This window comes from Curtobacterium sp. MCPF17_051, assembly GCF_003234595.1.
GTDB lineage: Bacteria > Actinomycetota > Actinomycetes > Actinomycetales > Microbacteriaceae > Curtobacterium > Curtobacterium flaccumfaciens.
The window spans coordinates 17,600-31,466 of the sequence record NZ_QKSE01000022.1; the positions used below are offsets into that span (position 1 = coordinate 17,600).

Genomic DNA, 13,867 nt, shown 5'->3' on the forward strand with positions numbered 1-13,867 from the left:
CTCAGCCCTTGGCCGCAGCCTGGTTGGTGGTCTCGACGATGTCCTTCGCGTCGCCCTTGCCGGCGAGCAGGTCGACCACGCTGGTGTTCAGCGCGTTGCCGACGTTCTGGCCGTACAGGGTGTCGAGGTACTGCGAGACGAACGGGGCCTCCTGGTAGGCGGCCAGGGCCGACTTGAGGTAGTCCGAGTCGACGACCGACTGGGCTTCCTTGTTCACCGGGATGGCGTTGAAGGCCTTGTAGTAGCCCTCCTGGTTGTCCTTCTGCACGATGAAGTTCAGGAAGTCGGTGCACGCCTTCTTCGGGGCCTGCGCCGAGCAGGAGTTGCCGTCGACACCACCCATCATCGACTTCGGGTCACCCTTGCCGCCGTCGATCGCGGGGAACGGGAACCAGCCGAGGTCGGGCAGCGGCTTGGCGTCCGGCGTCAGCGACGCGATCACGCCCGGGTCCCACGCACCCATGAGCTCCATCGCGGCCTTGTGGTTGGCGAGGAGACCGGCGGAGCTGCCGGCGCCCTGCTGTGCGGCGGTGGTCAGGAAGCCGTTGTTGAACGGCTTGGTGGCGTTGAAGTCCTCGAGCTGCTCGCCCGCCTTCGTCCAGCAGGCGTTGTCGAACTTCAGCGACTCCGCGGCGTCCTCGAGCGTCTTCTGGCTGCACTCGCGGAGCGCGAAGTTGTAGTACCAGTGGGCGGCCGGCCAGGCGTCCTTCGCGCCGACGGCGACCGGGTCGATGTCCTTGGCCTTGAGCTTCGTGATCGCGTCGTTCAGCTCGTCCATGGTCGTGGGCGTGCCCTCGATACCGGCTTCCTTGAACAGGTCCTTCGAGTACCAGATGCCCTCGGGGAGCACCGCGCCCGGCATGGCGTACGTCTTGCCGTCCTTCTCGTACCCGGCGAACGTGCCCGCGCTGATGGACTTCTTCGCGTCGGCGCTGATGGAGTCGGAGATGTCCATGAGCTGCCCGGCAGCGATCATCGCGTCCATCTTGCCGCCGCCGCGCTGCAGGAACACGTCGGGGGCATCGCCGGAGTTGAGGGCGGTCTGGAGCTTGCCGTCCAGGTCCTCGTTCTGGATCGCCTGGGTCTTGATGGTGACGTTCGGGTACTTCTCCTCGAACGCCTTGACCGTCGAGGCCCAGTAGGCCTTGCCCGGTCCGGTGGTCGAGTTGTGCCAGAAGGTCATCGTGACCTTCCCGCCGTCCTCGGAGGCATCGCTGCCCGCCGAGCACCCACTGGCCACCAGTGCTGTCGCCCCGATCAGCGCGATGGCTGCCGCGGCACGGATCTTCCTCGTCATCGTGGAACTCCTGAAGTGTCGTCGTTGACATGCGCGACATCGACTGCCGCTGCGGAGAGCATGCCTGCTGCTCCGGGCCGGTGTCAATCGATATCGATAACGTTTTCTTACTCGATTGCATGGTGCCGCAGCGGTACGGTGTGCACATGGACTCGGCACTCGGCGCGCGTCCCGGTGCCGGCCGGGTGACGATCGGCGACGTGGCGCGGGTGGCCGGGGTGTCGATCCCGACGGTGTCCAAGGTGATCAACCAGCGGGACGGCGTCGCACCCGCCACGATGCTCCGCGTGCAGCAGGTGGTCGAGGACCTGGGGTACGAGACCTCGCTGGTCGCCCGGAGCCTGCGGAGTTCGCGGACCGGGGTCGTCGGCATCCTGGTGCCCGAGTTCGAGCCGTTCTCGACCGAGCTGCTCCGCGGCATCTCGCGGGCGGCCACCGGCACCGGCTACGAGCTGCTCGCCTACGCCGGCCTGATGACCGGCGCCGACCGACCCGGGTGGGAGCGCCGGTCGCTGTCCCGCCTCTCCGGCACCCTGATCGACGGCGCGATCGTCGTCACCCCGACCACGGCACTGTCGAGCTCGTCGATCCCCGTCGTGGCGATCGACCCGCACACCGGGCCGGAAGGGCACGCCACCGTCGACGCCGACAACGAGGCCGGCGCGGTGCAGGCCGTCGAACACCTGCTCGCACTCGGACACACTCGCATCGCGCACCTGCAGGGACGCGCCGACCTGGCCTCCGCCCAGCTGCGCGCGGCCGGGTACCGCTCGGCCCTGACGGCCGCGGGCATCACGGTCGACGAGTGCCTGCTGCGTGACGGCGGCTACCAGGAGGACCAGTCCGCGGCCGTCGCCCGTGAGCTCCTGGCCCTCGCCGACCGCCCCACCGCGGTGTTCGCCGCGAACGACTCGTCGGCGATCGGCGTGCTCCGCGCCGCGGCCGAGTTCGGGCTCCGCGTGCCCCAGGACCTGTCCGTCGTCGGCTTCGACGACGTGCCGCAGGCGTCCACCACGACCCCGCCGCTCACCACGGTGTCGCAGCCGCTCGCCGAGCTCGGGTCACACGCCGTGCAGATGCTCCTGACGATGCTCCGTGGCGAACCGACCACGGACCACGTCCGGCTCCCCACGACCCTGCGCGTGCGGGCGAGCACGGGCCCCGCGCCGAGGCCGGCACCCGGCCGCTGAGCACCCGCCGTCGTCAGCGGCGCAGGGTCTGCTTCGGGTACTCGCCGAACCGGGCAGCGTACGCCGCCGAGAACCGGCCGAGGTGGGCGAACCCCCACCGTCGGGCGACGTCGCCGACGACCCCGGCCTGCGGGTCGAGCTCGAGCAGTTCCCCGCGCACCCGGTCGAGCCGGACCTCGCGCAGGTAGGTCAGCGGCGACACGTCGAACACCCGGCGGAACGACTCCTGGACCGACCGCACGCTCAGGCCGGCGACCTCGGACAGCTCCTGGACGGTGACCGGCTCGGCGGCGTGCGCGTGGATGTACTCCACTGCTGCCCGCAGCCGGGCGTTCCGGGGCAGGCCGAGCACCGCGGGCAGGTCGTCGGCCTGCGGCGGGAAGGTGTCCAGGAACGCGGTGGCCGCCGACCGCTTGGCCTCGTGCCACGCGTCCGAGTCGGGCCCCTCGGCGCGCAGCGCCCGGGACAGCGCCAGGAGCGCCCCCTGCCAGCGCTCCGCCGTGTCGGGCTCCGGCGCGCGGGTGGGGTCGAACCGCAGTGGTGCGGCGTCGACCTCCAGGTGCTCGAACGCGACGCGGTGCACGTACTCCCGCCCGAAGTGCACCAACCGCTGGTCGTGGTCCTCGGCCGTGAACACGAAGTCGTCCTCGGGCGGCAGGAGCACGGGGACGTCGCGGCGCAACTCCATCCGGACGCGCCCGGAGTCCAGGTGCGCGGTCCCGCTGGTGATCCACGTCACCACGTAGTCGGTGCCGACGGGCACCGAGCCGCGCACGGCACCGCGGAGCTGCGAACGCCGGATGCTCACGTCGGAGTCCCCGACGGCCGTGTACCGGTAGGAGAAGTCGTCGTCGATGCGCCGGACGGACCACCGATCGGCGCCGTGGACGGCGGCGAGGTCGCGCTCGGCCGAGTCGGGGTCCCCGCCGGAGACCTCGAAACGGACCGGTTCACCGGCGCGGGAAGCGGACTGCGGAGTCGGGACGGGGTCAGCCACGGTGCCCCGAATCCGTCATCGCCACCTGAACCGTTCCACGCTTCGCGTTATGTGGATACGCTGGGGCGGTGACTGCGGCGTATCGTGATCCGGACGAGACCCGTGCAGAGGGGGCGTTGTCGTGAGCGATGTCGACCTGGACGCGGCTCTGACCCGGCTCGAGGCCGCGGTCTCCGAACTGCGCGGGCGCCTGCGCGACGAGCTCGGAGTCTCCGGCGGCGACCTGACGCTGCTGCAGTTCGTCTCGCGCGCCGAGGAAGCGGGCCGGACGGTGCGCGTGAAGGACCTGTCGAAGCACCTGGGGCTCACCGGCCCGGCGGTCACCGGCATGGTGGACCGACTCGAGCACAGCGGACACCTCAGTCGTATCCCGAACCCGGATGACGGCCGCAGCCGGCACATCGAGCTGACCGATGCTGCCCGCCGCGACTACGCGCGCGCGATGGACGGCACGAACAAGCACCTGCACGACCTGATGGCCTCCTTCTCGGAACGGGAGCGGGCCAGGTTCGTGCGGATCATCGACCGCATCGTCGCGGCCGTCGATCTCGGCGCACCGAGCCCCTGACGGCAGGTTACGGGCGGTCAGGACGACGCCCTGACGAATGTCCAGCATGCGCAGCTAGGTAAGTTCCCTACCTATCTCCGCATGCCGGACACCCGTCACCCCTTCACCGCGCCGGAGGTCAGACCGGACACGATCGAGCGACGGAACACGAGCACCAGGATGACGATCGGCACCGTCGCAGCGACACTCGCGGCGAAGATCTGCGCGAACGGCACCGTGAACTGCGTCCCGAAGAGCGCGATGCCGACCGGGATCGTCCGGAACGAGTTCTCACTGTTGAAGGTCAGCGCCATCAGGAACTCGCTCCACGACGCCGTGAAGGTGAAGACGCCGACCGTGAACAGGCCCGGCTTCGCCATCGGCAGGATCACCGACAGCACGGTCCGCCATGCCCCGGCGCCGTCGATCTCGGACGCCTCCTCGATCGTCGACGGGATCCCCTGCAGGTAGTTCCGCATGATCCAGATGGCGAACGGCAGGTTGAACGCCACGTACGGCACGATCAGGCCCGGGTACGAGTTGAGCAGCCCCAGGTTGCGCTCGAGCAGGTACAGCGGCGTCAGCACCGCGATCGCCGGGAACACCGACAGCATGAGCAGCGAGGTCATGATCGCCGTTCGCCCCCGGATGAACCGGCCGGCCAGGGCGTACCCGGCGAGGAACGCCAGCGCGAGCACGATCACCGTGGTCGACACCGACACGATGACGCTGTTCACCATGTACTGGCCGAGCGCGTTGTCGCGGAAGGCCACCACGAAGTTGTCGAAGGTGAACGACTGCGGCCAGACGGTGGGCGGCGACTGCCCGATCTCGGACGCCGGCTTGAGCGACGTCGTGACGAGCCAGTAGAGCGGCAGTGCGGTGAGCACCGCGATGACGACACCGCTGACGTTGACGGTGTTGACCCACTTCCGCCAGCCCTTGCGCACACGTTGACGGGGCATCAGTCGTCCCCTCCCTTCGCCTGGTTCCGGAACGCCCGGAGGAACAGCAGACACCCGGCCGCGACGATGACCGCGGTGGAGGTCGCGATCGCCGCGCCCGGTCCGATGTTGATGTCCTGGAAGAGCACCTTGTAGCCCATGATCGCGAGCGACTGGGTGGCGGTGCCCGGTCCGCCGTTCGTCAGCACGAACGGCAGGTCGAAGACGCCGAAGGCCTGCAGGATGCGGAACAGCACCGCGATCGTCAGGGTCGGCGTGAGCTGTGGCAGCACCACGCGCCAGAACGTCTGCCAGGTGCTCGCGCCGTCGAGCTCGGCGGCCTCGTAGTGGTCCTCGGAGATCTGCACGAGCCCGGCGAGCAGGATGATCGCGACGAACGGTGTCGTCTTCCAGATGTCCGCGACCATCAGCCCGGTGATCGCGGGCACCGGTTCGCCGAGGATCACCGGGGCCTCCCCGAACAACCCGAAGAACCACGTCGCGACGCCGTAGGTGCTGTCGTAGATGTACTTCCACAGCTGCGCGTTCACGATGGTGACGAGCGACCACGGGATGAGCATGAGCGCGAGCATCCAGCCGCGGGTGGCCCCGAGGCGCTCGAGCACCAGCGCGACGAGCATGCCGAGCACGAGCTCGACCGACACCGTCACCACCGTGTAGAGCACCGTGAAGCCGAGCGCCCGGTACCAGTCGGCGCTCTGCAGCAGTGCCGCGTAGTTGTCGAGCCCGAACGACTGGATCGTGAAGCCCTCGTAGCCGACCTCGACGTCCGCGAAGCTCAGGACCACCGAGTACACGACCGGGAAGATCGTCACCGCCGCGACCACCAGGAGCGCCGGGGCCGCGAAGCCCCACGCGCCCCGCGAGCGGATGCGGTCGAGACGCGACCGCCCCGTCGGCCGGGGTGGCGGATCGACGCGACCCGTGCCTCCAGGCCGTGCCGGTCGTGTCGCCGTGCCGGCGCTCACAGCGCCGCTCCCTGCAGGGCGAGCGAGATGGCGGAGGCCATCGCGCTGGTACCGCCGTCGACGGTCGCCTGCCCGCCGAGGATGCTGTTGCCGTTCTGGTAGACGCCCTGCGACACCTTCGGGTAGTAGGCGGTCGAGGTCGGACGGGGCACGAGCGTGATGCCCGCCGCCGTGTCGTAGGTCGGGCGCTCCTGGCGCTTGGCGTCCGCACTGACGAGGCTCGCCGACCGGGCCGGCAGGACACCGCCCTCACGGGTCAGGAACTGCTGTGCGGTCTCGCTCGACATCCAGCGTGCGAAGGTCAGTGCCGCCGCGGGTTCCTGCGTGTGCGGGTTGATGTAGTTCCCCCACCCGCCGATCGTCGAGTGGTGCTCGTCCATGCCGTCGAACGTCGGCCGGGCGGCGAGACCCACCTTGCCGGCGACCCGGCTGTCCGGGCCGTTCGCGATCCCCCACGCGTACGACCAGTTGCGGAGGAACGCCGCGCGGCCGCCGGAGAAGGCGTCGTTGGTGTCCTGCTCCTGGTACGTCAGGGTGGCCCGTGGCGACGCTCCCGATGTCACCAGCGACCGCATGAACTCGAACGCGCGCTTGGTCTCGGAGCTCGTCGTCGCAGGTGCCGTGAGGTCGTCGTTGAGCAGTGAACCGCCGGCGTCGGCGACGAACTCGGTGACGTTGCAGGTCAGTCCCTCGTACACGTCGCCCTGGAACGCGAACCCGTACGACACGTCGCCGGTGTCGACGAGCTTCGCGGCGGTCTCGCGCACCTCCTCCCACGACCCCGGCACCTGCAGGGAGTGCTTCGCGAGCAGGTCCTTCCGGTACAGGAAGAACGACTCGTCGATGTACAGCGGGAACATGTAGTAGGTCCCGTCGACGCTCGCCGCCAGCCGCAGGCCCTCGGGGAACTGGTCGAAGAAGTCCTCGCCGACGAGCTGGTTCACGGGGGTCGCGAGCTTGTTCTTCGCGAACTGCCCGGGCCAGGCGACGTCACCGAGGTAGACGTCCGGTGTGCTGCTGCCCGCCGCGATCTGGGTCGTCAGGCTGGTGCGGTTCGTGTCGGTGTCGCTCGGGGCGCTGACGATCCGGACGCGGATGTTCGGGTGCTCCTCCTGGAACTCCGCGATGAGCCGGCGCCGCAGGTCACCGCCGTCCTTCGAGGCGACCTGCCCGGCCCACCAGCTGATCGTCGCCTCGCCCTCGGGCGGTTCGGTCGGCCAGTCCTCGACCCGCGTGCGCTCGGGTCGGGTGGAGCAGCCGGCGAGCAGCAGCACCCCCGCTCCCCCGAGCATGAACGTCCTCCGGTCGATTGCCATCCGTCCTCCTCGACGTGTGGTGCTGCGAACCTGTACGTCCACACAACCAGGCGGAGCCTGGTCTGTCCGGCAGGGGCGCCGGCGGCGGTGCCGTGCCGGGCACCTTTCGGTCTGGACGACACCTCACGCGCTCGGGGATCCGTGGACTGTCGCGCAGCCCGGAACGTGGCTGGCGGCTGCCTGGAGGCGCGTGGCGGCGCCGACCCGTGCCTCCAGACCGGCAGGGGTCAAGCGGGGGCGGGGGCCGTCGATCCGGCGAGGTGCAGGGCGCACGGGATGAGCGTGTGCGTGCGCTCGGTGCTGCCGCCCTCGAGGCGGTCGACCAGCGACTCGACCGCCAGGCGGCCGAGCTCCGGCCCGGGGGCGTTCAGCGTCGTGAGCACCGGTTCGGTCGCCGCGCCGGCGCCGTCGGAGGACACGATCGCGATGACCGAGACGTCCTCGGGCACCCGGCGCCCGCCGGCCCGCAACCCGCTGACGAGCCCGAAGTTCGAGTCGTCCTTCATGATGATCGCGGCCGTGACGTCGGGGTCGCGCGCCAGCAGGTCCCCCGCCGCACGGCGCCCTCCCTCGGCGGAGGCACCGGCGGCGACCACGGTACCGGTGAGGCCGCGGCTCGCGATGCCGGCGCGGAACGCCGCCTCGGAGCGGACCTTCGGGCCGTAGTCGGCCATCGACGTGCCGTCGAGGTCCTCGACCACGAGGCCGATCCGACGGTGCCCGAGCCCGGTGAGGTGGTCGAGGGCGTCCTCGACGGTGCGCTCGAAGTCGATGTCCACGTACGAGATGCCCGAGGGGTCGGCGGTGCGGCCGATCGCGACGAACGGGACCTCGAGTTCGGTCAGGCGGCCGATCCGGGGGTCGTGCATCGTGACCTCCATCACCACGACCCCGTCGGCGAGACCGCCCGAGATGAGGTCCTGCACGTCGTCCGCCGTCGTCACCGCCGGCCAGAGCACCAGGTGGTACCCGAGCTCCGAGGCGCGGCTCGCGGCACTCGTGAAGAACTGCAGCGCGGTCTGGCCGAGCCGGTGCTCGAGCACCGGGAACACGAGCGCGAGGATCCGGGTGCGGCGCGACGCCAGTGCCCGGGCGACCACGTTGTTCCGGTAGCCGAGCTCACGCATCGCCGCCGTGACCCTGGCACGGGTGTCGGCGGACACGCGCTTGTTGCCGTTCACGACGAAGGACACCGTCGCGATCGAGACGCCCGCCCGGTCGGCGACCTGCTGCATCGTCGCCATGCCGCTCCCTCACCCTGTCCCGCTCACTGTAGCGGGGGCGGTGCCCGAAAAAGTTCGTCTAAGCGCTTTACCATCTAACCGCTTCGATGCTAGTTTCGACCCCACTCGGGACGCGACGGAGCGGTTCTGGTCCGGTCGTCCCCGATCCACGAGCGACACGTTCGACTCGTGTCCGGCAACCATCCAGAGAAGAGCGAAGCAATGAAGCCTCGACACCGCAGGATCGCCCCGGTCCTCAGCGCGGTCGCCATGCTGGCGACCGTCCCCCTCGTCCTCGCCGGCTGTTCCGGCGGCTCGTCCGCGAGCTCCGGCGGCAAGGTGGACTCCATCACCGTGCTCGACTACTACAACCAGGGCAACGACAAGAAGGTCATCGGCGAGTACCTCGACAAGTGCGGGGCCGAGAACGACGTCACCATCAAGCGCAGCCTGGTCCCCGGCTCGTCGCTCATCCAGAAGGTCCTGCAGCAGGCGTCGTCGAAGACCCTGCCGGACGTCCTGATGCTCGACAACCCGGATCTGCAGCAGATCGCCGAGACCGGTGCGCTGTCGCCGCTGTCCGACTACGACATCTCGACGGACGGCTACGCCAAGGGCGTGCTGCAGGCCGGGACCTACGAGGACCAGGTCTACGGCCTCGCCCCCACCGTGAACACCATCGCGCTCTTCTACAACAAGAAGGCGCTGTCCGAGGCCGGTGTCACCCCGCCGAAGACGTGGGACGAGCTGCAGTCCGCCGCGGCGAAGCTGACCGAGGGCGACCAGTACGGGTTCGCCGTCGACGCCAACGCCACGTACGAGGGCACCTGGCAGTTCCTGCCGTTCATGTGGTCGAACGGCGGCGACGAGAAGGACATCGCGACCCCGGAGACCGAGGAAGCACTGTCGCTCTGGAAGGGCCTGGTCGACGACGGCTCGATGTCGAAGAGCGTCGTGAACTGGACCCAGGCCGACGTGAACGACCAGTTCATGGCCGGCAAGGCCGCGATGATGATCAACGGCCCGTGGCAGATCCCCGGCCTGAAGGAGTCGAAGGTCGACTACGGGATCGCCCAGATCCCCGTGCAGTCCGCCAGCGACAAGGCCGTGGCCCCGCTCGGTGGCGAGGTCTGGACCGTCCCGAACACCGGTGACAAGGCGAAGCAGGCCGTCGCCGCCAAGATCGTCGACTGCATGAACAGCGACGCGAACCAGCTCGCGATGGCGAAGCTGCGGTACACGATCCCCTCGAAGACCGACGTCGCCCAGCAGTTCGGCAAGGACGTCCCCGAGGAGCAGGTGTTCGTCGACCTCGTCGCCGACGCCCGTGCCCGCACCGGCGAGCTCGGTGCCGACTGGCCCAAGGCCGCGACGAAGATCTACACGGCCGTGCAGTCGGCGCTGACCGGGCAGGACTCCCCGGCCGACGCCCTGCGGAACGCGCAGTCGAGCAACTGAGCATGACGAGCACCGCGACCCCCGTCGCCCCACGGCGGGCCGCCGGGGACGGAGCACCCGCTCCGTCCCGGCGGCCCCGCCCGGGCCGCTCGCTGCGCTTCGAACGGATCGCGCAGCTGCTGTTCCTGCTGCCGGCCGTCCTCTTCCTGCTGCTGTTCTTCGGCTACCCCGTGGTCAAGAACATCGTCATGAGCTTCCAGGCGTACACGACGTCGACGTTCTACACGGGCGAGGCACCGTGGGTCGGCCTGGCGAACTACGCCTCGGTCGTGTCGTCCCAGCTGTTCGGCACGGCGATGCTCAACACGGCGCTGTTCACGATCGGGTCGATCGTCGGCCAGTTCGTCCTCGGCCTGCTGCTCGCCCTGTTCTTCCGCCGGAACTTCCCGCTGTCCGGCCTCCTGCGCTCCCTGCTCCTGCTCCCCTGGCTGCTGCCGCTCATCGTCTCGAGCGCGGTCTGGAAGTGGATGCTCGACCAGGACTCGGGCGTCGTCAACCAGTTCCTCGGCACCTTCGGCATCCCGTCGGTCCCGTGGCTGACGAGTCCCGCCGTGGCGCTCATCACCGTCATCGCGGTGAACATCTGGATCGGGATCCCCTTCAACACCACGATCCTGTACGGCGGTCTGCAGGACATCCCCACCGAGCTGTACGAGGCAGCTGCACTCGACGGCGCGACCGGGTGGAAGGCCTTCTGGGCGATCACCTGGCCGATGCTGCGACCCGTCGTGAGCGTCACGCTCGTGCTCGGCGTCGTCTACACGATCAAGGTGCTCGACATCATCCTCGGGTTGACGAACGGCGGGCCGGCGAACGCCACCCAGACCATCGCGACCCAGTCCTACGACCTGTCGTTCAAGCAGTTCGACTTCGGGCAGGGCGCCGCGCTGAGCAACATCCTCATCGTGATCTCCGCGCTGTTCGCGATCGTCTACCTCCGCCTCAACAGGAAGGCCGTCGATGACTGACGCAGCGTCCACCAACGACGTCCTCCGGACCCGCGCGGTGGTCACCCGCGGCACCCGGCGACCCGTCCGTCCCACGAGCGCGAAGCAGTGGGTGCTGTCCGGCGTCGGGATCCTGATCCTCGCCGTGATGCTGTTCCCCGTCTACTGGATGATCAACATCTCCCTGCAGCCGGCCGGTTCCGCCATCGAGGCCGCCTGGTTCCCGATCAACGCGCAGCTCGGCGGTTACGCGCAGGCGATCGCCGACCAGGGCGGCGCCCTGGTCACGAGCCTGGTGATCGCCCTGGGCAGCGTCGTCGTCAGTCTGCTCATCGCGACGCCGGCGTCGTACGCGCTCGCCCAGTTCAAGGTCAAGGGCATCAACGCGGTGCTGTTCGGCATCCTCATCTCGCAGATGATCCCGGGCATCGTCGTCGCGAACGCCCTGTACGCGGCGTACAACGACCTCGGTCTGCTCAACACCGTGCCGGGGCTGATCCTGGCCGACAGCACCGCCGGCGTGCCCTTCGCGATCCTGATCATGCGCGCGTTCATGCAGAACATCCCGCCGTCGATCATCGAGGCCGCGAAGGTCGACGGTGCCGGCAACTTCCGGGCCTTCCGCTCGGTCGTCGTGCCGATCAGCGCCAACGCCCTGATCACCGCCGGACTGTTCACGTTCCTGTTCACCTGGAGCGACTTCCTGTTCGCCCTGACCCTCACCACCACCGAGGACGTCCGGCCGATCACGCTCGGCATCTACAACTACATCGGCACCTTCACCGCCGACTGGTCGACCGTCATGGCCGCCGCGGTGATGGCCTCGATCCCCGCCATCGTGCTGCTGCTCGTGGCGCAGAAGTTCATCGCCGCCGGGGCCACCGGCGGCGCAGTCAAGTGACCGGGTCCCACCACCCCCGAAAGGCACACACCATGACCACCACCCCGCTCCGCATCACCGTCTGGGGCGAGAACGTCCACGAACAGGTCGAGCAGCACGTCGCCGAGCGCTACCCCGACGGCATGCACGGCGCGATCGCGGACGGCATCCGCGAGCACCTGCCCGAGGCCGTCGTCCGGACCGCCACCATGCAGGAGCCCGAGCACGGCCTCACCGACGAGGTCCTCGCGAACACCGACGTCCTCACCTGGTGGGGGCACGCCGCACACCAGGACGTCGACGACGCCGTGGTCGACCGGGTGCACCGGCACGTGCTCTCCGGCATGGGGCTGCTCGTCCTGCACTCCGGCCACTGGTCGAAGATCTTCGGCAAGCTGATGGGCACCACCTGCACCCTCCGCTGGCGCAGCGAGCACGACCAGGAGCTCGTCTGGACCGTCAACCCGCAGCACCCGATCACCCGGGGGGTGCCGAACCCGATCGTCATCCCCGAGCAGGAGATGTACGGCGAGTACTTCGACGTCCCGACGCCCGACGAGCTCGTGTTCATCTCGGGTTTCACCGGCGGCGAGGTGTTCCGGAGCGGCATGACGTACCGCCGCGGACTCGGGAAGATCTTCTACTTCTCCCCAGGTGACCAGGACTTCCCCGTCTACCACCACCCGGACGTCCGTCGCGTGATCGCGAACGGCGCCGAGTGGGCCCGGCCCGAGCGCGAGCGGGAGATCCCGACGCTCCGCCGCTACGACCTGGGCGAGTACTTCGACGGGCAGCACTACCGCGGCCCGTTCGACGACGCCGAGCCGGAAGCGGTCGACGCGTGAGCCCGCTGCGCGTCCTGCAGGTCGGCGCCGGCGGGATGGGGCGGGCCTGGCTCGCCACCGTCGCAGCCGACCCCGAGGTCGAGCTGGTCGGCATCGTCGACCTCGACCTCGACGCCGCCCGCGCCGGGGCCGAGCACACCGGTGACCCGTCGATCCCGGTCGGCACGGACCTGACCGTGCTGGCCGCCGAGACCGGTGCCGAGGCCGTCCTCGACATCACCGTGCCGGTCGCGCACCACCCGGTCACGCTGCAGGCGCTCCGTGCAGGGCTCCCCGTGCTCGGCGAGAAGCCGGCCGCGCAGACCGTCGCCGAGGCGCTGTCGCTCGCCGCCGCCGCCGAGGCCACCGGCAAGCTGTTCATGGTGTCGCAGTCCCGCCGCTACAACGACCAGCTCGTCGCGTTCCGGCAGCACGTCCGCGACCTCGGTGCCGTGGGCGGGCTGAGCACCCGGTTCGCGAAGGCTCCGCACTTCGGTGGTTTCCGCGAGGAGATGGACGACGTCCTGCTGCTCGACATGGCCATCCACGCCTTCGACTCCGCCCGGTACGTGCTCGAACGCGACCCGGTGTCGGTGTACTGCGAGTCGTGGAACCCGTCGTGGTCCTGGTACCGGGGCGACGCGGCCGCGGCAGCCGTCTTCACGTTCGAGGACGACGTCCGCTACGTCTACGACGGCTCGTGGTGCGCGCCGGGTGCCGAGACCTCGTGGAACGGCGACTGGCGTGCCTCCGGAGCGGCCGGCACGGCACTCTGGGACGGCGACCACCACCCGTCGAGCGACCTCGACGGCACCCCCGGTTCCCCTGCCGCTGCGCCGTCGGTCGGGCACGAGATCGCCGGGTCGTTGGCGTCCTTCGTCCGGGCGGTCCGCTCCGGCGAGGTGCCGGACGGCGAGGTGCACGGCAACGTGATGAGTCTGACCATGGTCGACGCGGCCATCACCTCGGCCCGCAGCGGTCGCCGGGTCGTCATCGACGAGGTGCTCGAACAGGCGCACCGGGACGCCCTGGCCGCCGAGCAGGACGACGCGATCCGCGACCGCCTGGCGGGGTGGGAGTCGGTCCGCGGCGCCCTGCGCGAGCGGCTGCCCGCTTCGTGAGCAGGAACGGTCGGGTCGCGCGCGGCGACCCGACCGTTCCTGCTCACCACGTGCGGTACGACGCACCCCGAGCAGGCCTGGAGGCCCGTGGCGACGCCGCCACGGGCCTCCAGGCCTGCGTTCTGCGGCGATCC

13 protein-coding genes are annotated in these 13,867 nt (G+C 69.7%); 7 read left to right on the forward strand and 6 right to left on the reverse strand.

From position 1 onward, the window contains the following. Position 1: 1 nt before the first annotated feature. The gene (locus DEJ35_RS15295) at positions 2–1,297 is read right to left on the reverse strand and encodes an ABC transporter substrate-binding protein (protein WP_110862647.1); all 1,296 of its coding nucleotides are present in this window, start codon (positions 1,295–1,297) and stop codon (positions 2–4) included. A 146-nt stretch (positions 1,298–1,443) separates the two neighbouring features. Here DEJ35_RS15295 and DEJ35_RS15300 point away from each other — a divergent pair, with 146 nt between their 5' ends. Further along, entirely contained in the window at positions 1,444–2,487 is a 1,044-nt protein-coding gene (locus DEJ35_RS15300) for a LacI family DNA-binding transcriptional regulator (protein ID WP_181420176.1), read from the forward strand. A 13-nt stretch (positions 2,488–2,500) separates the two neighbouring features. On the opposite strand, the gene DEJ35_RS15305 is transcribed toward DEJ35_RS15300, so the two are convergent. Next, the gene (locus DEJ35_RS15305; protein ID WP_111091415.1) at positions 2,501–3,484 is read right to left on the reverse strand and encodes a helix-turn-helix domain-containing protein; all 984 of its coding nucleotides are present in this window, start codon (positions 3,482–3,484) and stop codon (positions 2,501–2,503) included. A gap of 121 nt (positions 3,485–3,605) precedes the next feature. Here DEJ35_RS15305 and DEJ35_RS15310 point away from each other — a divergent pair, with 121 nt between their 5' ends. After that, positions 3,606–4,052 carry a MarR family winged helix-turn-helix transcriptional regulator gene (locus tag DEJ35_RS15310; protein ID WP_110862645.1) on the forward strand — a complete coding sequence of 149 codons (447 nt, stop codon included), beginning with the start codon at positions 3,606–3,608 and terminating at the stop codon, positions 4,050–4,052. A gap of 95 nt (positions 4,053–4,147) precedes the next feature. Here DEJ35_RS15310 and DEJ35_RS15315 read toward each other — a convergent pair whose 3' ends face one another. The 4 genes from DEJ35_RS15315 to DEJ35_RS15330 all read right to left on the reverse strand — a co-directional run bounded on the left by DEJ35_RS15315 (position 4,148) and on the right by DEJ35_RS15330 (position 8,524). Then, positions 4,148–4,996 (reverse strand): carbohydrate ABC transporter permease, encoded by an 849-nt coding sequence (locus DEJ35_RS15315; RefSeq protein ID WP_027464448.1) that lies wholly within the window; start codon positions 4,994–4,996, stop codon positions 4,148–4,150. Next, entirely contained in the window at positions 4,996–5,964 is a 969-nt protein-coding gene (locus DEJ35_RS15320; RefSeq protein ID WP_181435602.1) for a carbohydrate ABC transporter permease, read from the reverse strand. Before DEJ35_RS15320 ends, DEJ35_RS15315 begins: the two co-directional genes overlap by 1 nt. After that, a complete protein-coding gene (locus DEJ35_RS15325; protein ID WP_111091416.1) occupies positions 5,961–7,280 on the reverse strand; it encodes an ABC transporter substrate-binding protein in 1,320 nt (439 codons plus the stop codon). The genes DEJ35_RS15320 and DEJ35_RS15325 overlap by 4 nt, the downstream gene beginning before the upstream one ends. 227 nt (positions 7,281–7,507) lie before the next feature. Continuing rightward, the gene (locus tag DEJ35_RS15330) at positions 7,508–8,524 is read right to left on the reverse strand and encodes a LacI family DNA-binding transcriptional regulator (RefSeq protein ID WP_258370002.1); all 1,017 of its coding nucleotides are present in this window, start codon (positions 8,522–8,524) and stop codon (positions 7,508–7,510) included. A 201-nt stretch (positions 8,525–8,725) separates the two neighbouring features. On the opposite strand from DEJ35_RS15330, the gene DEJ35_RS15335 reads away from it, so the two are divergent. The 5 genes from DEJ35_RS15335 to DEJ35_RS15355 are packed head-to-tail and all read left to right on the forward strand — an operon-like array spanning position 8,726 to position 13,733. Then, entirely contained in the window at positions 8,726–9,961 is a 1,236-nt protein-coding gene (locus DEJ35_RS15335; RefSeq protein ID WP_110862642.1) for an ABC transporter substrate-binding protein, read from the forward strand. Positions 9,962–9,963: 2 nt separating this feature from the next. Then, on the forward strand, positions 9,964–10,929 hold the full coding sequence (locus DEJ35_RS15340) for a carbohydrate ABC transporter permease (RefSeq protein WP_111033625.1): 966 nt from the start codon (positions 9,964–9,966) through the stop codon (positions 10,927–10,929). Next, positions 10,922–11,809 carry a carbohydrate ABC transporter permease gene (locus tag DEJ35_RS15345; protein ID WP_027464442.1) on the forward strand — a complete coding sequence of 296 codons (888 nt, stop codon included), beginning with the start codon at positions 10,922–10,924 and terminating at the stop codon, positions 11,807–11,809. The genes DEJ35_RS15340 and DEJ35_RS15345 overlap by 8 nt, the downstream gene beginning before the upstream one ends. Before the next feature lie 32 nt (positions 11,810–11,841). Continuing rightward, positions 11,842–12,633 carry a ThuA domain-containing protein gene (locus DEJ35_RS15350; protein WP_110862640.1) on the forward strand — a complete coding sequence of 264 codons (792 nt, stop codon included), beginning with the start codon at positions 11,842–11,844 and terminating at the stop codon, positions 12,631–12,633. 5 nt (positions 12,634–12,638) lie between these two features. Next, positions 12,639–13,733, forward strand: coding sequence for a Gfo/Idh/MocA family protein (locus DEJ35_RS15355; RefSeq protein WP_111193097.1), 1,095 nt, complete (start codon positions 12,639–12,641; stop codon positions 13,731–13,733). The last annotated feature ends 134 nt before the right edge of the window (positions 13,734–13,867 follow it).

Bases quoted from the DNA above. Each gene is read 5' to 3' on its own strand.
- DEJ35_RS15330 (WP_258370002.1), bottom strand. From the start codon at position 8,524: ATGGCGACGATGCAGCAGGTCGCCGACCGGGCGGGCGTCTCGATCGCG.
- DEJ35_RS15345 (WP_027464442.1), top strand. From the start codon at position 10,922: ATGACTGACGCAGCGTCCACCAACGACGTCCTCCGGACCCGCGCGGTG.
- DEJ35_RS15325 (WP_111091416.1), bottom strand. From the start codon at position 7,280: ATGGCAATCGACCGGAGGACGTTCATGCTCGGGGGAGCGGGGGTGCTG.
- DEJ35_RS15340 (WP_111033625.1), top strand. From the start codon at position 9,964: ATGACGAGCACCGCGACCCCCGTCGCCCCACGGCGGGCCGCCGGGGAC.
- DEJ35_RS15335 (WP_110862642.1), top strand. From the start codon at position 8,726: ATGAAGCCTCGACACCGCAGGATCGCCCCGGTCCTCAGCGCGGTCGCC.
- DEJ35_RS15300 (WP_181420176.1), top strand. From the start codon at position 1,444: ATGGACTCGGCACTCGGCGCGCGTCCCGGTGCCGGCCGGGTGACGATC.
- DEJ35_RS15295 (WP_110862647.1), bottom strand. From the start codon at position 1,297: ATGACGAGGAAGATCCGTGCCGCGGCAGCCATCGCGCTGATCGGGGCG.
- DEJ35_RS15315 (WP_027464448.1), bottom strand. From the start codon at position 4,996: ATGCCCCGTCAACGTGTGCGCAAGGGCTGGCGGAAGTGGGTCAACACC.
- DEJ35_RS15350 (WP_110862640.1), top strand. From the start codon at position 11,842: ATGACCACCACCCCGCTCCGCATCACCGTCTGGGGCGAGAACGTCCAC.